At 73.6% G+C, this 18,238-nt stretch carries 15 protein-coding genes; 9 read left to right on the forward strand and 6 right to left on the reverse strand.

Annotated features, from left to right (window positions below; all coding sequences use genetic code 11):
* The first annotated feature begins 68 nt into the window (after positions 1 to 68).
* Complete coding sequence (locus ACFQS1_RS20320) at positions 69 to 914, forward strand: hypothetical protein (RefSeq protein ID WP_378970553.1); 846 nt, start codon at positions 69 to 71, stop codon at positions 912 to 914.
* A gap of 15 nt (positions 915 to 929) precedes the next feature.
* Here ACFQS1_RS20320 and ACFQS1_RS20325 read toward each other — a convergent pair whose 3' ends face one another.
* Positions 930 to 2,078 carry an NAD(P)/FAD-dependent oxidoreductase gene (locus ACFQS1_RS20325; protein ID WP_378970556.1) on the reverse strand — a complete coding sequence of 383 codons (1,149 nt, stop codon included), beginning with the start codon at positions 2,076 to 2,078 and terminating at the stop codon, positions 930 to 932.
* Positions 2,079 to 2,248: 170 nt separating this feature from the next.
* Between ACFQS1_RS20325 and ACFQS1_RS20330 the strand changes: the two genes are divergently transcribed.
* From ACFQS1_RS20330 to ACFQS1_RS20340, 3 genes are read left to right on the forward strand one after another with little or no spacing between them, the layout of a single operon-like run.
* Positions 2,249 to 3,268, forward strand: coding sequence for an efflux RND transporter periplasmic adaptor subunit (locus ACFQS1_RS20330; protein ID WP_378970558.1), 1,020 nt, complete (start codon positions 2,249 to 2,251; stop codon positions 3,266 to 3,268).
* 17 nt (positions 3,269 to 3,285) lie between these two features.
* Positions 3,286 to 4,020 (forward strand): ABC transporter ATP-binding protein, encoded by a 735-nt coding sequence (locus ACFQS1_RS20335; protein WP_378970782.1) that lies wholly within the window; start codon positions 3,286 to 3,288, stop codon positions 4,018 to 4,020.
* Entirely contained in the window at positions 4,017 to 5,294 is a 1,278-nt protein-coding gene (locus ACFQS1_RS20340; RefSeq protein WP_378970560.1) for an ABC transporter permease, read from the forward strand. The genes ACFQS1_RS20335 and ACFQS1_RS20340 overlap by 4 nt, the downstream gene beginning before the upstream one ends.
* A gap of 51 nt (positions 5,295 to 5,345) precedes the next feature.
* Here ACFQS1_RS20340 and ACFQS1_RS20345 read toward each other — a convergent pair whose 3' ends face one another.
* Together ACFQS1_RS20345 and ACFQS1_RS20350 are read right to left on the reverse strand one after the other, a co-directional pair.
* Positions 5,346 to 6,347: an S-adenosylmethionine:tRNA ribosyltransferase-isomerase gene (locus tag ACFQS1_RS20345; protein WP_378970562.1), complete on the reverse strand. Its 1,002-nt coding sequence runs from the start codon at positions 6,345 to 6,347 to the stop codon at positions 5,346 to 5,348.
* Entirely contained in the window at positions 6,344 to 7,033 is a 690-nt protein-coding gene (locus ACFQS1_RS20350; RefSeq protein WP_378970564.1) for an SDR family NAD(P)-dependent oxidoreductase, read from the reverse strand. The genes ACFQS1_RS20345 and ACFQS1_RS20350 overlap by 4 nt, the downstream gene beginning before the upstream one ends.
* Before the next feature lie 121 nt (positions 7,034 to 7,154).
* Here ACFQS1_RS20350 and ACFQS1_RS20355 point away from each other — a divergent pair, with 121 nt between their 5' ends.
* Positions 7,155 to 8,306 (forward strand): GAF domain-containing sensor histidine kinase, encoded by a 1,152-nt coding sequence (locus ACFQS1_RS20355; RefSeq protein ID WP_378970566.1) that lies wholly within the window; start codon positions 7,155 to 7,157, stop codon positions 8,304 to 8,306.
* Positions 8,290 to 8,910 carry a response regulator gene (locus tag ACFQS1_RS20360; RefSeq protein WP_378970568.1) on the forward strand — a complete coding sequence of 207 codons (621 nt, stop codon included), beginning with the start codon at positions 8,290 to 8,292 and terminating at the stop codon, positions 8,908 to 8,910. Before ACFQS1_RS20355 ends, ACFQS1_RS20360 begins: the two co-directional genes overlap by 17 nt.
* On the opposite strand, the gene ACFQS1_RS20365 is transcribed toward ACFQS1_RS20360, so the two are convergent.
* The 3 genes from ACFQS1_RS20365 to ACFQS1_RS20375 are packed head-to-tail and all read right to left on the reverse strand — an operon-like array spanning position 8,905 to position 11,540.
* The gene (locus ACFQS1_RS20365; RefSeq protein WP_378970570.1) at positions 8,905 to 9,306 is read right to left on the reverse strand and encodes a TIGR03668 family PPOX class F420-dependent oxidoreductase; all 402 of its coding nucleotides are present in this window, start codon (positions 9,304 to 9,306) and stop codon (positions 8,905 to 8,907) included. The genes ACFQS1_RS20360 and ACFQS1_RS20365 overlap by 6 nt on opposite strands.
* Positions 9,303 to 10,133: an LLM class F420-dependent oxidoreductase gene (locus tag ACFQS1_RS20370; protein ID WP_378970573.1), complete on the reverse strand. Its 831-nt coding sequence runs from the start codon at positions 10,131 to 10,133 to the stop codon at positions 9,303 to 9,305. Before ACFQS1_RS20370 ends, ACFQS1_RS20365 begins: the two co-directional genes overlap by 4 nt.
* 36 nt (positions 10,134 to 10,169) lie before the next feature.
* Complete coding sequence (locus ACFQS1_RS20375) at positions 10,170 to 11,540, reverse strand: MFS transporter (protein ID WP_378970575.1); 1,371 nt, start codon at positions 11,538 to 11,540, stop codon at positions 10,170 to 10,172.
* Positions 11,541 to 11,563: 23 nt separating this feature from the next.
* Between ACFQS1_RS20375 and ACFQS1_RS20380 the strand changes: the two genes are divergently transcribed.
* From ACFQS1_RS20380 to ACFQS1_RS20390, 3 genes are all read left to right on the forward strand, one after another.
* Positions 11,564 to 12,538, forward strand: coding sequence for a DUF2804 domain-containing protein (locus ACFQS1_RS20380; protein WP_378970577.1), 975 nt, complete (start codon positions 11,564 to 11,566; stop codon positions 12,536 to 12,538).
* Positions 12,539 to 12,640: 102 nt separating this feature from the next.
* Entirely contained in the window at positions 12,641 to 14,983 is a 2,343-nt protein-coding gene (locus tag ACFQS1_RS20385) for an SCO7613 C-terminal domain-containing membrane protein (protein WP_378970579.1), read from the forward strand.
* Positions 14,984 to 15,162: 179 nt separating this feature from the next.
* Positions 15,163 to 18,237 carry a putative bifunctional diguanylate cyclase/phosphodiesterase gene (locus ACFQS1_RS20390; protein ID WP_378970582.1) on the forward strand — a complete coding sequence of 1,025 codons (3,075 nt, stop codon included), beginning with the start codon at positions 15,163 to 15,165 and terminating at the stop codon, positions 18,235 to 18,237.
* The last annotated feature ends 1 nt before the right edge of the window (position 18,238 follow it).

Genomic DNA, 18,238 nt, shown 5'->3' on the forward strand with positions numbered 1-18,238 from the left:
GTGTGGCTATCCTTCCTACACACGCCCATCCACCACCTGCTACTCCATTCCTGCTCAGTCGGAGGGCCATGAGAACCGTCTCGCGCCGGTTCGCCCTCTGGCGCGCCGACCTGGCGGGCGGCGTCTGCGCCGCGCCGGAGGAGTGCGTTGCCGCCCTTTCCGGCAAAGACCCCATTCACCTGCATTTAGACCATCGGGTACGCGGCATCGCGCCGCTTCGCGAGACGTTCGTGTCGGCGCTGCGCGAGGACGTCGAGTGGCACTTCGGGGGCGTTGAGTGGCCGGCCGACGTCCAACCGGGCGTGCTGGTCACCGTGACCTGGCAACCCGGCCGGGACGAGGTGGTCGCGCGCACCGCCGCGCTCGACGAGCCGCTGGCGATCGACGGGATCAACTACTTCCACGAGTACGACCCGAAGGTCGTCACCAGGGAGTTCGTGGCCGACAAGTCGAACCGGGGCCGGGTGCTGCACGCGGTGCGCAGGCAGGGCCGCGTCTTCGAGGACGGCAGCGCCGTGCTCCCGTCGGCGGTGCTTGCCGCCAAGACCGGCCTGGCCCGGGGCAAGCGCAACGAGTTCCTGCTCCGCAACGCCGTCGACCAGCTGATCCGCGAGGGATACCTGACCCGGGTCGACGGCAGCGTCGACTCGACCGGGTACCCGTGGTACCCCGCGGTCGAGGGCCAGAAGCCGGCCGAGATGCTGTTCTACGCGCCGCTGGTCGAGCCGGCCGACCCGTTCGAGGGGCTCGAGGGCGACCGGCACGAGCATCTGGTCAACGGTTTCGTGCGCAAGCTACCGCCGGGGGCGCACGCCTCGGAGCGGCAGGTCACGCTGCACCAGCAGGTCGAGTCCGATCCGCTCGAGCCCGGGTACACGTACGTCAAGAAACACCATCGGGGCACGGGCCAGTGAGATCGGTCCGCCGGGTCAGGCCGTCGTCCATTCGCGGCCGAACCAGCGGCGGATGCGATCGGCGCCGAAGGTGGTCTTGTCCCCGGCCAGCTCGGCCGACGGGCCCTCGAGGTCGCCGACCGGCGGCTGCCCCGGCCGGAACGTGACGCCCACCTTGGCCACCTGGTCGTCGCCGAACTCCAGATAGCAGACGCCGTGCCCGTCGTACTCGGCCTCGGGCGCGCGCTGCTGCACGGCGGCGACGATCCGGGCCGCGGCCACGGCCCCCTGACCCTCGGCGAAGGCGCCGGCCTTGGGCGTGCCGACGCTGGTCACGTCGCCCACGGCGTACACGTGGGGGTATTTCGTCTCCAGAGTGTGCGGGTCGACCGGGATCCATCCGTCGACGGCCAGCCCGGAATCGGCCACCACCTGCGGCACGCTGTGCATCGGCACGCCGAGGAACAGGTCGTAGGGGAGCTCGCCGCCGTCGCCCAGCACGGCCACGCGGCGCTCCGGATCGAGCGAGCGGACCAGCCGCTGCGGGATCCACGTGATGCCCCGCTCGGCGAAGGCCGCCAGCACCGCCTCCGACGCCTTGGGCGACGGCGGGATCGGCGTGCCGAGCGGCATCACCAGGGAGATCTCCGACCGGTCGCGCAGGCCGCGGGCGGTCAGGAACTCGTGGACGAGCAGCGCGGTCTCGCTCGGCGCGGGCGGGCACTTGAACGGCAAGGACGTGACCGCCACGACGACCCGGCCGCCCTCGAACTTGTCGAGCACGTCGCGGCAGCGGAACGCGCCCGGCACGGTGTAGAACTCGTTGCCGCCCTCGGCCAGCCCCGGCGTGGCCTCGGGATGCACGTCGGCGCCGAGCGCCACCACGAGGATGTCGGCGTCGAACGCGCCCGCCGTGGTCTCGACGTGGCGGGTCTCGGGGTCGATCGAGGTCACCGTCGCCTTGATGAACCGCACCCCCGGGCTCACCATGCTCGCGTAGCGATGCAGCACCTGCTCGGGCGGCCGGCGGCCGAACATCACGTCGAGCTTGGAGAAGCCGAAGACGAAACCCTCGGCCTGATCGATCAGCGTCAGCTGGACGCCGGCGCCGCAGCGCCCCGACACCTCCGTCGCCAGCTCCAGCCCGCCGAACCCCGCACCCAGCACCACCACGCGCGTCGTCACCCGCAGGACAATATCGCCGACCGGCCCTCCCGGCGTCCTTCGTTCGGGCAATGGCCCGGACCGATCCTCCGCCGGTCGGGCGGAGAGCTTGCATGATCCTTGTAGCGTCTCGTCCGCGTGGCCGATCGGTGATCATCGCTGGCTTCGCCTCGAGACCGCTAGGGGGATCCGTGAACAGACGCAGGCTTGCCGGTGCGGGCGCGGTGGTGACGGCCGGCGCCCTGTTGTGCGGCTGCACGCCGGCGGCGGAGAAGCCCCGGACGCCCGGCCTCGAGCCGCGCGGCACCGTGCTCACCACGGTCAAGCCCACCCGGCAGGACCTCACCAACCAGATCAGCCTCAGCGGCAAGGTGACGATCGACCCGGTCTTCGGCATCGTCGCGCCGGTCGACGGCGAGATCCGGTACGTGAGCCGGCAGCCCTCGAAGACGCCGGCCACCCGCCCGATCTGGGTGGCGTCGGTGTGGGACGACGGCGTGCCGCGGCGCGTCGAGATCCCCAAGGACTCGATCTTCGCCGGGCGGCTCATGGAGGACCGGGCCGAGGTCACGGCGGGCATGCCGGTGGTCTCGGCCAAGCACGCCGGGTACGGCATCGTCGCCGAGATCGACAGCGCGCAGGCGTACCGGATCTCCGGCGCCGTGCAGAACGTGCGCGCCCAGATCAAGAACGGGCCGGGGCCGTTCCCGTGCGAGGCGCTCGGCACGATCGCGGCCCTGCCGTCCGGGACGATCCCCGAACCGCCCCCACCCACCCCCGACCCGCGGCAGTCGGGCGACGCCCCGGAGATCTCCAAGCTCCCGGCCGGCGGCCTGGAGGCGGGCGGCGCGGACGGCGGCGGCACCGCGGGCTCCGAGCCGACCGGGATGCGGCTGGTCTGCACCCCGCCGGACGACGTCAAGCTGATCAACGGCGCCTCGGTGACGCTCGACGTGATCACCGCCAAGGCCGCGCACGTGCTCGTGCTGCCGGTCGAGGCCGTCGCCGGCATCCAGGGCAAGGGCAAGGTCGACATCGTCGGCGCGGACCGCACCCGCAAGACCGTCGACGTGACGCTGGGTATCACCGACGGCAAGGTCGTCGAGATCCGCAAGGGCCTGCGCGGCGACGAGACGATCGCGATCCCCGGCCCGGACCTGCCGGCCGCCGCCCCCAACGCCGACCAGGGCGGCTCGGGCGGGCCGGGATGAGCGGTGCCGACGTGACCATGGAGCTGGCCACCCTCGGCGGGCCGGCCGGCGACCTCGCCGGCGGGGACGCGCTGATCGAGCTCAGCGGCATCACCAAGGTGCTCAAGGGACAACAGGAGCCACGCACGATCCTCGACGGCGTCGACCTCACCGTGCGGGCCGGGGAGAGCGTCGCGATCGTCGGACGCTCCGGCTCGGGCAAGAGCACGCTGCTCAGCGTCGTGGGGCTCTTCGACCGGCCGGACTCGGGGAGCTACCTGCTCGCGGGGCAGGACATCAGCCGGCTGCCGGAGCGCCGGGCCGCGAAGCTGCGCAGCTCGCACTTCGGCTTCGTGTTCCAGCGGTTCTTCCTGCTCAAGCATCTGACGGCCGCGCAGAACGTGGCGATGGCGCTGGTCAACGGGCAGGGCTGGCTGCCACGCCGGGAACGCCGGCGGCGGGTCATGGCGGCGCTCGACCGGGTCGGCATCGCGCACCTGGCCCGCAATCGCCCGGCCAAGATGTCCGGCGGCGAGCAGCAGCGGGTGGCGATCGCCCGCGCCCTCGTACGCAATCCCCGGGTTTTGCTCGCGGACGAGCCGACCGGGGCGCTGGACACCGAGACGGGCGCCCTCGTGATCGACGCGCTGCTGGACGCGACCGAGCGCGGATGCGGGCTGATCCTGGTGACTCACGACCGGGACCACGCCGCGCGGATGGGCCGGATCCTCGACCTGCGCGACGGGCGGCTGACCGAGCGGGCGCCGGCATGATGCGGCTCTCCGGGCGGCTGCGCTCGTCGCTGATCATCGGCATCCAGGGGATCCGGGCCCGCAAGCTGCGCACGCTGCTGTCGATGGTGAGCCTGTTCCTGGGCGTGCTCGCGGTCGTGGTGGTGCAGGCGGGCGCGAGCATCGCCGAGCGCGCCCTGATTTCCGACCTGGAACTGGTCGACGGCATCGACGGCACCCGGGTCATGGACATGCAGCCGAGCGATCGGTCCGCGGACATCGTCTTCGGCACGCTGGCCGGCCGCTCGGACGCGGTGGCGACGGTGGGCGTGCGGGCGATCGTCGGCGAGCCCGGCGTCCAGCCGGTCAACCCGGGCGGCTCGCCGATGGACCAGGACTGGGGCGGCGGGTCGATCTGCTATCCCGATGGGCACTGCGAAGAGGAGGGCGGACCCGAGGGCGAGGCCGTGGAGGTGCGACTCACCGCGCTGACCGGCGACGTCCGGGTGTTCCGGCCGTTCCGGCAGCAGTCCGGGCGGTGGCTCGACTTCTCCACCGTGCCGGCGCTGGCCCCGCGGCTGGTGCTCAACCGGGAAGCGGCCAAGGGGTTCCAGCAGCATCAGGTACCGGCCGAGATGCGGGTGACCGGGGCGACGAACAACATCACGCCGCAGTTCATCGGGGTGATCGACGACGGCGACCCGCAGCCCCGCGCGTACGTGCGGCTGGACGAGCTGTCGGCCTGGCTGCCGGCGGGCAGGCTCGGCGACCCGTCGAGCGGTGGCGAGATGCGGGTCATGCTGGCGCCGTCGACGCCGACCGAGCAGGTGCTGACCGCGAAGCTGCGCGGGGCGGGCGTGGAGACGTACGTGTCCACCGTGGACAGCCGCAAGCACCGCAGCAAGGAGCTCGCCCTGATGCGGCTGATCTTCTTCTCGATGGCCGGGCTGGTGCTGCTGATCGGCGTGGCCGGCATCCTCAACGTCGGCCTCGCCACGGTCGGCGAGCGGGTCGAGGAGTTCGCCCTGCGCCGGGCGGTCGGCACGCCCCGCTCGCTGCTGGCCGGCATCGTGCTCGCCGAGACGCTGCTGACCGGCTTGCTGACCGCGGCCGCGGCGATCGGCGCGAGCGCCGCGGCCCTCAAGGTGGTGTCGATGCTGCTCGGCGACTCCCAGCCGCTGCTGCACGACGTGCAGTTCCCGTGGGAGGCCGGGGTGGCCGGCATCATCGCGGGCATCGTGGCCGGCATCCTCGGCGGCTTCATCCCGGCACTGCGGGCCGCCGGCATCCCGATCGCCACGGTGATGCGGGCCTGACCGGGGCGGTCGCGGCCGGGCGCCCCGTGGTCGCCCGGCCGCGGCGCACCGTCACCGTCGGTGGCCGTGCAACAGGTGTACGTCGCCGAATTCGTGCCACATGTAGCGGCCGCGCAGGGCCTCGGCGTAGGCGGCCCGCAGCGCCTCCTCGCCGGCGATCGCGGTGAGCATGCGCAGGTGCGACGCGCGCGGCTCGTGCAGGCCGGTGAGCAGGCCGTCGACCACGCGGATGCGGTGCTCGGGGCCGATCACCAGGTCGGTCCACCCGGTCGCCGGCTCGCCCGCCGTCGTCTCCAGCGCGCGCACCACCGTGGTGCCGACCGCGATGACCCGGCCCCCGTGCTGGCGCACGTGGCGGATCAGGCGCGCGGTCGGCTCCGGCACCTCGAACCACTCCGGATAGGGCGGCTCGTCCACCTCGGCCGACGCCACCCCGGTGTGCAGCGTGACCGGCGCGACCAGCACGCCCCGGCCGGCCAGCTCGGCGAGCACCCGGCCGGTCAGCGGACGGCCCGCGCTCGGCATCTCGGCGCTGCCGGGCCGGATCGCGTACGCGTTCTGGTAGGTCTCCAACGGCCAGTCCCGGTCGGTGTACGCATACCGGATCGGCCGCCCGTGCCGCAGCAGATAGTCGGCCATCGTGCCGGGCACCCGCGCGTCGGCCACCCACAGCCGGTCGGTGAGCGGCTCGCGCAGCGTCAACGTGCCGTCCTCGATCGCGAGCCGTCGCGGCGCCGCCCCCAGCAGCGGCGCGGTGCTACCGGCCACCGGCCGGCGCAGCTCGATCAGCCAGCTGCCGTCGGGCCGCTCGGTCGAGACGTGCACGACCAGGCCGGGGCCGGCGTCGAGCGCGGCCGGCAGCGTCGCCGAGTTGTTCACCACCAGCACGTCGCCGGCGTCGAGCAGGCGTGGCAACTCGCGGAACCGATGGTGGGTCACCGCGGTGCCGCGGCTCACCAGCAGGCGTACGTCGTCGCGCCGGCGCCCGTGCGCCTCGGCCGGCTCCCGCGCGGCCAGCTCGTCGGGCAGGTGGAAGTCGAGGGTGGCGGTCATCGCAGCGACCCGGCGGCGTACCGGCCGGACTCGGGGCGGTCGCGCAGCAGCGTCAGCAGGCGTGGCACCACCGTCTCGGGCAGCGGCCGGTCGGAGATGTCCTCGCCCGGGAAGGCCTCCTGCTGCAGCCGGGTGCGCAGGTCGCCGGGGTCGACCGCCCAGACCCGCAGGGCCGGCTCCTCCTTGGCCAGCACCGCGCTCGCATGGTCGAGCGCCGCCTTGGCCGCGCCATAACCACCCCATCCCTCGTACGCCTCGACGGCGGCGTCCGAGCTGACATTGAGCACCGCGCCGGCGGCCGAGGCGCGCAGCTGGGGGAGAAGCAACTGGGTGAGCGCGATCGGGGCCAGCACGTTGACCTCGAAGGTGTCGAGCAGCGCCGGCAGCGGGAACGTGGCGAGCGCCGGGGGCGGGCTGCCGCCCAGCGTGGACGCGTTGTTGACCAGCAGGTCGGCTCCGCCCAGCCGGTCGGCCGCGGCCGCGAGCTCGGCCCGGTGGTCGTCGTCGACCACGTCGCCGGCGATCGCCGTCACCTTCGTGAAGCGGCTCAACTCGCCGGCCGCGGCCTCCAGATCGGGGGCGGTGCGGGCGTCGATCACGAGCTGCCAGCCGTCGCGGGCGAGCCCCTCGGCCAGGGCCCGGCCCAGCCCCCGGGAGGCTCCGGTGATCACTGCGGTTGTCGTCATGCCTCGACCCTGCCCCGTCGCGGCGGCGGCCGTATCGGGCCGCGGACGGGTTCCGCGTCGGACCATGGTCCTAGGACCGCGGGATGAGGCGGATTCCGGCTCGGCTGCCTATCGTGGGCGCATGACCACGCGCGACGAGCTGCGCACGGCCCGTCGCCTCTCCGCGGCCGTGCTGGCGGTGAGCGACCAGCTCACCGTTCCCGAGGTGCTCCAGACGATCGTGGACACCGCTCGCGACCTCGTCGGCGCCGACTACGCGGCCCTCGGCGTCCCCGACGAGGAGGGCTCGTTCGCCGAGTTCGTGGTGGCCGGCATCAGCGCGGAGCAGCGGGCGGCGATCGGGCCCCTGCCGCGGCAGCACGGCTTCCTCGCGGTGATGCTGCGCGAGCCGCAGGCCCAGCGCGTCGCCGACATCCGGGCCGACCCGCGCTTCGGCTGGTGGCCCGCCGCCCACCCGAAGCTCGGCGCGTTCCTCGGCGTCCCGATCATGAGCGGCGCCGAGATCCTCGGGGCGCTCTACCTGGCCAACAAGCCCGGCGGCTTCACCGAGTTCGACGAGGAACTGGTCGGCGTGCTCGCCGCGCACGCCGCGATCGCGCTGACCCACGCCCGGCTCTACGCGCGCAACCGCGAGCTGACCATCGCCGAGGAGCGCGCCCGCATCGCCCACGACCTGCACGACGCCGTGGCCCAGCGGCTGTTCGGCCTGCGGCTCACCGCGCAGGCCGCCGACGTGCTGCTCGACCGCGACCCGCCGGCGGCGCGGGAGCGGCTCGCCGAGGTCTCCACCCTGGCCCGCGAGGCCGCCGAGGAGCTGCACGCGGCGGTTCTCGAGCTGCGCCCGGCGCGGCTGGCCGAGGACGGCCTGCCGTCCGTGCTGCGCAAGCAGGCGCAGATCCTCGACCGGGCCTACGGCGGGGCCGACGGCCCGCGGGTGCGCTACGACGAGGACGATCCGCCGGTGCTGCCACCCGCCCAGCAGACGGTGGTGCTGCGGGTCGCGCAGGAGGCGCTGCACAACGCCGTGCGCCACGCCTGCGCCCGCCTCGTCCGGGTGAGCCTGGCCCGGCACGGCCCGGCCGGCGCGGTGCTCGAGGTGGCCGACGACGGCGCCGGGTTCGACATCTCGGCGGTGCTGCGGGCGGGCCGCAGCCTGGGCCTGCGGTCACTGCGCGAGCGGGCCCACTCGGTCCGCGGTACGGCGACCGTGCGGTCCACCCCCGGCGCCGGCACGGTGGTCCGCTTGGAGGTGCCCGGTGACGCACCCGGCTGAGCCGATCCGCGTGCTGATCGTCGACGACCACCCGGCCGTACGGCGTGGGTTGCGCACCTTCCTGGAGCTGGCGGACGGCCTGGAGGTGACCGGTGAGGCCGCCGATGGCCCGGCGGCGCTGGAGATGATCGCCGAGACCGGCCCCGACGTGGTGCTGCTCGACATGATGCTGCCCGGCATGGACGGCGTGGAGGTGCTGCACGAGCTGCGCCGTCGCGCGCTCGCCTGCCGGGTGCTGGTGGTGACCAGCTTCGCCGACCGGATGCCGGCCGCGATCCGGGCCGGCGCCCGCGGCTACCTCTCCAAGGACGTCGACCCCGGCGCGCTCGTCGCCGCGGTGCGCTCGGTCGCGGCCGGCCACCTGCTGCTCGATCCGTCGGCCGCCGACGCGCTGCTGACCCCGCCGGCCACCGGCGAGACGCTCACCGCCCGCGAGCGCGACGTGCTCACCCGGCTGGCCGAGGGGCGTTCCAACCGCGAGATAGCGCAGGATCTGGTCGTCTCGGAAAAGACGGTCAAGACCCACGTGTCGAGCATCCTGCTCAAGCTCGGCCTGGCCGACCGCACCCAGGCCGCCGTCTACGCGGTCCGGCAGGGGCTATGACGCAACCGACGGCGACCAGGACGACCAGCGCTCGACCCTGATCTCCAGGAACGGGCCGGGCGGCGGCGTCTGCTGATATTGCGGGTAGCGGTCCACCAACGCCCGCAGCCCCTCCGGCGACGAATCGAGGACGCGGGCCACGCCGTCGGCGCGCACCCACCACAACTGGGACCAGTCCTCGTCGTAGTGGTCGGCCAGGACGCTCACCCGCGGGTTCGCGGCGATGTTGGCCAGGCGCTTGAGGCGGTAAGAGCGCTTGGGTTTCGCGTCCACGGCGGTGTGCAGGACGTCGCCGGCGCGGGCGAAGACGATCGGCACCAGGTGCGGGACGCCGTCCGGGGCGACGGTGGCGAGACGGGCCACCCGGGCGGTCCCGAACAGCTCGGCGGGGGTCACCGGCCGACCAGTTCGGCGATCGCCTTCTCCCACTTCTCCAGCGCGGGCTCGACCACGCTCCACGGGCCGGATGGCAGCCACACCGAGGCGCGGTCGACGCCCGCGGCCTCCAACTGCTCGAGCGCCTTCGGGTCGGGCGGGACGCTCAGCACCTGGAACTGGAGATAGCGGTCGGCGCGGGCGCGCAGCGCGGCGATCCGGGCGAGGACGTCGGTGTCGTGCCACTGCGGGAACCAGCCGTCGCCGTACTCCAGAACCCGCTGCTCGGCGGTCGGGCCGCCACCACCGATCAGGATCGGGGGCCAGGGCTTCTGGGCGGGCTTGGGCCACGACCAGATGCGGTCGAAGTTGACGAACTTCCCGTGGAAGGTGGCCTCGTCGTTGGTCCAGATCTCGCGCATCGCGCGCACCCGCTCGCCGAGCAGCGCCAGGCGGGTGCGCGGGTCGGTGCCGTGGTTGGCCATCTCCTCCCGGTTCCACCCGGAGCCGATGCCGAACTCGAACCGGCCGCCGCTGAGGTGGTCGACGCTCGCCACCTCCTTGGCGGTGGTGATCGGGTCGCGCTCGACGACGAGGCAGACGCCGCTGCCGACGCGCAGCCGGGTGGTCGCCTCGGCCGCCGCGGTCAGCGCCACGAACAGGTCGTACGTGTGCCAGTACTTCTGCGGCAGCTTGCGCCCGCCGCCCCACGGGGTCTCGCGGCTGGCCGGGATGTGGGTGTGCTCCGCGAAGAAGAGCGCCGTGTGGCCGCGCTCCTCGATCCGGCGGGCGATCTCGCCGGGGCGCATGCCGTCGTGGGTGGGGAAGTATCCGACGCCGAATTCCATACGCCCGATCCTAGGAGGCCGCCCCGCGCTGCGTCCTCAACGCTCAGCGGATACGCCGACCGGCACCGACGAACCCTCGTAAACCACGCCGAACGCTGCGGCCACCGCGAACGCCACCGCCCCCGCCACGAACAACCACACCGCGTGCCGGCCGAAGCCACCGCCGGCCGCGCTACCCGCGAGAGCCCCGAACACGGCCACCCCGAGCGCACCACCCGTCTGCCGCGCCGTATTGCTGGCCCCCGAGGCGATCCCCGGCGCCGACGGCACCGTCCGCATCGCGGCGCTGACGATCGCCGGCGTCAGGATGCCCAGCCCCGCGCCCCACACCGCCAGCGCCACCAGCAGCACCGGGTACATCGGCCGACCGGCCGACAGCGCGATCCCCGCGAACCCCACCGCCGCCAGCGCCAGCCCCAGCGCCGAGGTGCGCCACGCGCCGATCCGGTGCACGAGCCGGCCCGAGGGCGCGCCCAGCAGCGGCAAGGGCAGCATCCCCGGCAGCAGGAGCAACCCCGCGGCCAGCGGCGAGAGCCCGTGCACGTCCTGGAAGAGCTGGGTGAGCAGGAACAGCCCGCCGAGCGCGCAGAAATTCATCAAGCCCGCGACACCACAGGCGGCGGCGAGCGGCCACCGCGCGGGGGAGGGCACCGAGAGCAGGGGCGGATCGGCCCGCCGCTCGACCACCCAGAGCGCGACCGCCCCGGCGGCCGCCACCGGCAGGAGCAGAGCTTCCCGCTCGATGATCGCCGTCACGAGAGCCCCCAGCCCCACCGCCAGCGCCGCGGCCCCGAGCCAGTCGACCCGCCCACCGGCCGTCGCCCGCGCCGGGCGGAACCGCAGGACCGGAACAAGCGCCGGCACGATCACCGGCACGTTGAGCCAGAAGACGGCCCGCCACCCCACGCCCTGCACCAGCAGCCCGCCGATGAACGGCCCGGCCGGCAGCGCGCACCCGCCGACGGCCGCCCACAGCCCCACCACCCGGGCGCGCGCCTGGTCATCGACCGCCGACGAGCTGAGCAGCGCCAGCGTCCCCGGCAACATCAGCGCCGCCGACACCCCTTGCAGCGCCCGCCCGCCGATCAGCGCCGGCAAGTTCCCGGCGGCTCCGCACAGCACCGAGGCAACGAGGAACCCGATAAATCCGGATAAAACGATCGCGCGATGTCCCAGCCGATCACCCACCGCACCGGCGGCCAGCAGGAGGGCGGCCAACGGCACCGTATAGGCATCCACCACCCAAGCCAGTCCCGACGATGACGCGTGCAACCCCGCCCCGATCGACGGCAGCGCCACATTGACCACCGTCACGTCGAGCAGAACCAGGAAATACCCGCCACAAAGAGCGAGCGTCAGCGAGAACTTGCCCACCGACCGATGCTTTTCCGTATCGATCGATTCCATGCGCCTGGGATAGCCTGCCCGCCATGATCAACGAGCGGGAGATCAGCGAGCCGGTCGATCTGTGCCTGCCCGGCGGCCGTCTCAACCCGGCCGCCGTCGGCTGGACGCGCGGTCCCCGGCACCGCGCCAACCTGCGCGGCTGGGGCCGCACCAAGCGCTGGGAGTATTGGGGCATCGTCACCCCCGGCCACATCCTCGGCCTCGTCGTCTCGTCGCTCGACTACGCCGGCGTGCACGGCCTCTACCTCCTCGACCGGGCGAGCGGCCGCGAGACCCGCGTCGACGCCACCGTTCCCCTCGACCGCACGGTGCGGCTTCCGGCCCACGCCGGCGCGGGCCTGGTCTCGATGCGGGCCAGGAACCTCACGATCAAAATCGAGCAGACCCCGACGCGTACGGCGATCACGGCGCGATCCCGCGGCATCGAGATCGATCTGGTCGTCCCCGCCGTCGAGGGCCACGAGTCGCTCGGCGTGGTCGTGCCGTGGAGCACCCGCCGGTTCCAGTACACGCTCAAGGACCTCGGCCGGCCCGTGCACGGCGCGCTGCGGCTCGGCGACGTCGAGCACGTGGTCGGCCAGGGCTTCGCGGTGCTCGACCACGGTCGCGGCCGCTGGCCCTACTCCGCCGCCTGGAACTGGGCCGCCGGCGCCGCTCCCGGCCGGGCCATCCAGCTGGGCGGCCGCTGGACCGACGGCACCGGCTCGACCGAGAACGCGCTCTTCCTCGACGGCCGCCTCCACAAGATCAGCGAGGACCTGACCTGGGAGTACGACCGCCGCGACCGGCGACGCCCGTGGCGCATCCACGGCGAGCGCGTGGACGCCCGCTTCGAGCCGTTCCACGAGCGGGTCGCCCGCGCCAACCTGGCCGTGGTGGCGAGCGAGATCCACCAGTGCTTCGGCCACTTCTCCGGCTGGGCCACCACCGACACCGGCGCCCGCGTCGACCTGGACGGCCTGACCGGCTGGGCCGAGGAGGCCCGCAACCGCTGGTGATCCGGGTAGCCCCGCGGCCGCTGGTGATCTGAGTCGTCGCGCGCCGCGGCCTGAGTATCCGTGCTCAGTTCCGCACCCCCGCGCGCCACAAGGATCAACGACGTGACGTATCCCTGCCCGAACTGCGGCGCCCCGGCCTCCCTGGAGTCCGGCTGCCCGACCTGCGGCCGCGGTCCCGACCACGACGCCGCCGAGGTGATCCGCACCGACGCCGAGATCGGCGCGCTGATCGCCGAGCTGGCCACCGCCCAGCACGTCGTGCGCGACCTGGAGATCCGTATCAATCAGGCGTGGCAGCGGCGGCATGCGGCCGCGGCACGCGTACGCACGACCGCGGCACCGAAACGCGGCAACGGCGTGCAAACCCTTCTCTTCGTCCTCGGCGGCCTCCTCCTGGGTTCCGCCGCGATCGTCTTCGCCGCCGTGGCGTGGTCCCAGTTCGGCATGGCCGGCCGCGCCACCCTCCTGGCCGTGGCCACCGTCGCCGCCCTGGCCGTGCCCCCGGTCGCGCTGCGGCGGGGCCTGACGGCCACCGCCGAGACCATGGCCGCCGTCGGCCTTTTGCTCACCCTTCTTGACGGGTACGCCGCCTGGTACGTGAACCTGCTCGGCGTAACCAGGATGTCCCCCGCCCGCTACGCCGGCCTGGTCTTCGCCGTCACCGCCGCGACCGCCACCGCCTACGCCCTGCTCACCCACGTGACCGCGGCGCGTTACGCGGCCCTCGTCGCGTTCCAGCCGGCCCTCCCGCTGCTGGTAGCTCCGGCGCACCCCGGCGCCGCCGGTTGGTCGCTGACCTTCGGCGCCCTGGCCGCCCTGAACCTCGTCGCCGCGAACCCCACCGCCTTGAAGCCGGCCCTTGGCCCGGTCGCCCTTGGCTCGGTCGCCCGGCGCCTCCCGGCCGCCTACGGCTTCGCGGTCGTCTCCATCCTCGTCGCGTTCGTGCCCGCCGCCGTGTCCGGGCTCAACACCCTCGTCACGGCGACCCCGTTCTTCCACGCGGCGTGGCCGCGGACGGTTCCCGGACCCGGCTGGCAACTCCCCGCCGCGCTGGCCCTGGTCACCGCCGTCCTGTTCGGCACCGTCCCGCCCCGCCTGCGCCTCGCGTCCCTCTTCGGCGGCGCCGCCGTGATCGCCCTGGCCCTTCCGGCCGGCCTGCGGCTCCCGTGGTGGAACGGCCCGATCGTGGACCTGGTCGTCGTGTCCGCGGCCCTATTCCTGGCCGCCCGCCGCGCCGCTCCCGCTCTGCACGTCCCCGCTGCCCGAGCCGCCGCGCTGTCCGCCGCGGCTTCCCCCGCGATCCCCAACACGGCCGCCACGGCGGTCCGCATCGCCACCTCCGACTCCCTCGTCACCTTCGTGAGCCAGCTGGTCACCGCCGCCCTGCTGAGCGCGCACGCCCTGATCGCCGGCTTCGGCCGCCCGGCCACGGCCGCCGCGGTTCTCACCACGATCGCCCTGCTCGGAGCGGGCGTGGCCGCCCGCGCGCGGAGCGCCACCCCGATCAGCGCCAACGCGACGACCGCCAACGCGACGACCGCGAATGCGACGATCGCGAACGCGACGATCGCCAACGCGACGACCGCCAACGAGGGAAGCGCCAGCGCGGAGATTGCCAGCCCGCCGAGCGCCGGCGCGGGGAGAGTCAGCGCAGCGAGCGCCAACGCAGCTAACGCCAACGCGGCGAGCGTCAACGCGGCCAGCGCCGGTGCCAACGCGGCCAGCGCCGGTGCCAACGCGGCCAGCGCCGGTGCCAACGCGGCTGGCGCCGGTGCCAGTGCGGCCGGCACCGTCCTGTCCGAAGTCGGCCTGTTTGTCGCGTTGAGCGCGATCCCCGCGATCGCCTGGACCACCACGGCGGCCCTCGAGCTGAGCGCCGTCGCCCAGGTCCGGGCGGTTGCCGCGGCCACGGTGGCGGCCCTCCTTCTCGTGGGCCTGGCCGCCCGCCGGCCGGGTGCGCCGGCCGCCGCGCCCGGGCTGGTGCTCACCCTGCTCGGCGTGACCGTCGCGGCGCCCGCGGGGACGGTGCTCGAGGCGTACACGATCATCGCAAGCGTCCTGGCACTGGCCGCCGCCATCGTCGCCCGGCGGGACCACACGCCCAGCTGGGCCACCTACGGCCCGGCGCTGATCGGCGGATTGCTCCCGAGCCTGGCGCTGGTGCTCACGCATGACGGCGAACACCTGCGCCGCCTGCTGCTCGGGATCGCCGCGCTCGCCGTTCTGCTGGCCGGCGCACGGCTGCGGCTGCGTGCCCCGCTGCTCGCCGGGGCCGGCACGCTCGGGCTGGTCGCGCTGCACGAGATCGGGCTCGTCTGGGATCTGATCCCGCGCTGGATCCCGCTCGCCGCCGGCGGTCTGCTGCTGGTCGTGCTGGCCGCCACGCTCGAAGCGCGCCGCCGGGACCTGGCCCGGTTCCGCCGGGCGCTGGGCCGGATGAGTTAGGGCCGGATGAGCCAGGGCCGGATGAGCCAGCGCCCGGACCCCGCCTCGCTCCCGCGTGATCGGTCGGGCAGGCGCTCGTCGCTCAGCGGATTTGTCCGCGCGGAAGCTAACACTGCGTGACCGGCTGCCGATGCGAAGGGCCTCAACCCCCGGCCCTCCCGACGCAGAACGGAGCACGGATGTCGCCCGCGCGCTTGCAGTCGTGCTTCGCCGCCTGGATCGTGGCGCTGACCGCGCTGTTCTATGCCTTCCCGGCGCTCAGCATGTATTCCTGGGCCGCGATCGGGCTCTCCGCGGCCCTCGCGGTGGTCGTCGGCGTCCAGGTGCACCGGCCGGCCAAGCGGCTGCCGTGGTACCTGCTGTCGGCCGTGCTGGTGAGCTTCACCGCCGGGGACACCACTTACAACATCCTCACCGACTTCCTGGGGCGCGACAATCCGTTCCCGTCCCTGGCCGACGGGTTCTACCTGCTGGTCTACCCGATGCTCGCGGTCGCGCTGCTGATCTTCATCCGGGCGCGGTCGGGGGCGGACAACCGGGCCGCGCTGCTCGACGCGCTGGTGCCGACGGCCGGCCTGGGCCTGCTGTCCTGGGTCTTCCTGATCTCGCCGTACGTGCGCGACGACCACATGGGGCTGCTGGAGAAGCTGACCTCGGCCGCGTACCCGCTCGGCGACGTGCTGGCGCTGGCCATGCTGCTGCGCCTGGTCACCGCGGGCACCCGCCGCCCGGTCGCGCTGACCACGCTGGCGACCGGCGTGACCGCGCTGCTGGCCACCGACGTGGTGTACGGCCTGCGGCAGCTCGACGGCACCTGGCAGGTGGGCGGCCCGACCGACTCCGGCTGGATCTTCTTCTACACCGCGCTCGGGCTGGCCGCGCTGCACCCGTCGATGCGGCGGCTCACCTCGGGTGGCGACGCCGCCACCGAGACCGTGGGCGGCGGCCGGCGGCTCGCCGCGATGGCGCTGGCGGCGCTGATCGCCCCGGCCGTGCTGGTGGTCGAGGACCTCACCGACGGCGTCGAGGACGCCATCATGATCGCCACCGCGTCCGGCACCATGTTCCTGCTGGTGATGGCCCGGGTGGCCGGGCTGATCCAGGCGCAGCGGGAGAACACGGCCCGCGAGCGGACGCTGCGCATCTCGGCGGCCGACCTGGTCGCGGCGAGCAGCGAGCTCGACGCCGGCGAAGCGCTCCGGCAGGCCGTCGCCGCGCTGGTGCCCGAGGGCGAGGAGTACCGGTTCTGCTACGTCCGGGGCGTCGCCGACCCGGGCGACGACACCGGCCTGGTCGGCACCGGCTGGGCGCCGGTCGCCGAGCTGCCGGCCGTCGTGGCCGCGCAATGCGAGGGCTTCGAGTCGGCGCTGTACGGCGAGGCGGTCTTCGGCTCCGTCGACGGCAACCCGCCCCGCCGCGACCGCGCGTACCTGGCCGCCGACGACCACGTGCTCACCACGCTGCAGCCGTCCTTCGAGGCGCTGATGGCGCAGGGCACGCTCGCGGTTCAGCGGATCACGCTGACCCGGGAGCTCACCCGGCGCAGCAGCGAGGACTACTTCCGCGCGCTGATCCAGAGCGCCTCCGACGTCATCCTGATCGTCGGCGACGACGAGGAGATCCGGTACGCGAGCCCGTCCGCGCTGCCCGTCTTCGGCCGCACCGACCTGGTCGGCACTTCGCTGGTCCGGCTGTTCGCGAGCACCGACCACGCCGAGCTGCGCGCGCTGCTCGAGCAGACCGGCAGCGGCCGCGGCTCCCGCGACGGCGTCGACCTCACCGCGATCTCGGGCGACGACCTGCTGCTGCAGGTCGAGGTCACCTGCCGCGACCTGCGCGACGACCCGGCCGTCGGCGGCCTGGTCATCACCATCCGGGACGTCACCGAGCGGCGCCGCCTCGAGAGCGACCTCGCGCACCAGGCGTACCACGACTCGCTGACCGGGCTGGCCAACCGCTCGCTGTTCCAGAACCGGCTCGAGCAGGCCGCCCTCTCCGCCGAGAGCGTCCGCTGCCTGGTCGGTGTCCTCTTCGTCGACCTCGACGACTTCAAGGAGGTCAACGACACGCTCGGGCACGGCGCCGGCGACCAGCTGCTGGTCGCGGTCGGCCGGCGGATCGCCGAGGTGGCCGGCCCGCTGAACATGTCGGCCCGCACCGGCGGCGACGAGTTCGCGGTGCTCATCGAGCACATCACCGACCCCGGCGAGGTCGAGCGGGTCGCCGAGGGCATCGTCGTCGCGCTCAGCGAGCCGATCGAGGTCACCGACGGCACCGGCGGCCTGCACCTGGTCAGCGGCGCCGCCAGCGTCGGTGTCGCGACCAGCGGCGACACCGAGGGCATCACCGAGCTGCTGCGCCGGGCCGACGTGGCCATGTACGTCGCGAAGACCGACGGCAAGCGCACCTGGCGGCTGTACCGCGACGAGCTGCACCAGGAGATGATCCGCCGGCTCGAGATGCGCTCGGCGCTGGTCGAGGCCGTTCCCGGCGACCAGATGCGGCTGCGCTACCAGCCGATCGTCGACCTGCCCACCGGCGAGATGATCGGGCTCGAGGCGCTGGTGCGCTGGCAGCACCCGCTGCGCGGACTGCTCGGCCCGAACGAGTTCATCGAGCTCTCGGAGGAGAACGGCTCGGTGGTCGCGATCGGCGGCTGGGTGCTGCGGGAGGCGCTGGAGACGTTCGCCGGCTGGCGGGCCGCGCCGGGCGGCGGGTCGCTGAAGTACATCAGCGTGAACGTGTCGGCACGGCAGTTCCGGGCGCCCGGGTTCGTCGACCAGGTGCGCGAGGTGCTCGCCGAGACCGGCGCCCGGCCGGAGTGGCTGCTGCTGGAGATCACCGAGAGCCTGGTGCTGCACGACGCCGACCAGGTCTGGGCCGACCTCCGTGAGCTGCGCGCCATGGGCATCCGCATCGCGATCGACGACTTCGGCACCGGCTACTCGTCGCTGAGCTATCTCAGCCAGATGCCGGTCGACGTTCTCAAGATCGACAAGTCGTTCATCGACGACATCCTGCACAGCGCCCAGCAGATGGCGCTGGTCGAGACCATCGTCAGCCTGGCCCGCACGCTCGAGCTCAACGTCGTCGCCGAGGGCATCGAGCTCGACGGGCACCGCGCCGCGCTCGCCGCCATGGGCTGCCCGTACGGCCAGGGCTATCTGTTCTCCAAGCCGGTCACCGCCGACGAGATCGGCGCCCGGCTCGGCATCAGCACCACCGGCACCACCGTCACCCCCTCAAGTAAGTAGT

Source organism: Paractinoplanes rhizophilus, assembly GCF_042664765.1.
Lineage (GTDB): Bacteria > Actinomycetota > Actinomycetes > Mycobacteriales > Micromonosporaceae > Actinoplanes > Actinoplanes rhizophilus.

Bases quoted from the DNA above. Each gene is read 5' to 3' on its own strand.
- ACFQS1_RS20320 (WP_378970553.1), top strand. From the start codon at position 69: ATGAGAACCGTCTCGCGCCGGTTCGCCCTCTGGCGCGCCGACCTGGCG.
- ACFQS1_RS20335 (WP_378970782.1), top strand. From the start codon at position 3,286: ATGGAGCTGGCCACCCTCGGCGGGCCGGCCGGCGACCTCGCCGGCGGG.
- ACFQS1_RS20340 (WP_378970560.1), top strand. From the start codon at position 4,017: ATGATGCGGCTCTCCGGGCGGCTGCGCTCGTCGCTGATCATCGGCATC.
- ACFQS1_RS20345 (WP_378970562.1), bottom strand. From the start codon at position 6,347: ATGACCGCCACCCTCGACTTCCACCTGCCCGACGAGCTGGCCGCGCGG.
- ACFQS1_RS20350 (WP_378970564.1), bottom strand. From the start codon at position 7,033: ATGACGACAACCGCAGTGATCACCGGAGCCTCCCGGGGGCTGGGCCGG.
- ACFQS1_RS20355 (WP_378970566.1), top strand. From the start codon at position 7,155: ATGACCACGCGCGACGAGCTGCGCACGGCCCGTCGCCTCTCCGCGGCC.
- ACFQS1_RS20370 (WP_378970573.1), bottom strand. From the start codon at position 10,133: ATGGAATTCGGCGTCGGATACTTCCCCACCCACGACGGCATGCGCCCC.
- ACFQS1_RS20375 (WP_378970575.1), bottom strand. From the start codon at position 11,540: ATGGAATCGATCGATACGGAAAAGCATCGGTCGGTGGGCAAGTTCTCG.
- ACFQS1_RS20380 (WP_378970577.1), top strand. From the start codon at position 11,564: ATGATCAACGAGCGGGAGATCAGCGAGCCGGTCGATCTGTGCCTGCCC.
- ACFQS1_RS20390 (WP_378970582.1), top strand. From the start codon at position 15,163: ATGTCGCCCGCGCGCTTGCAGTCGTGCTTCGCCGCCTGGATCGTGGCG.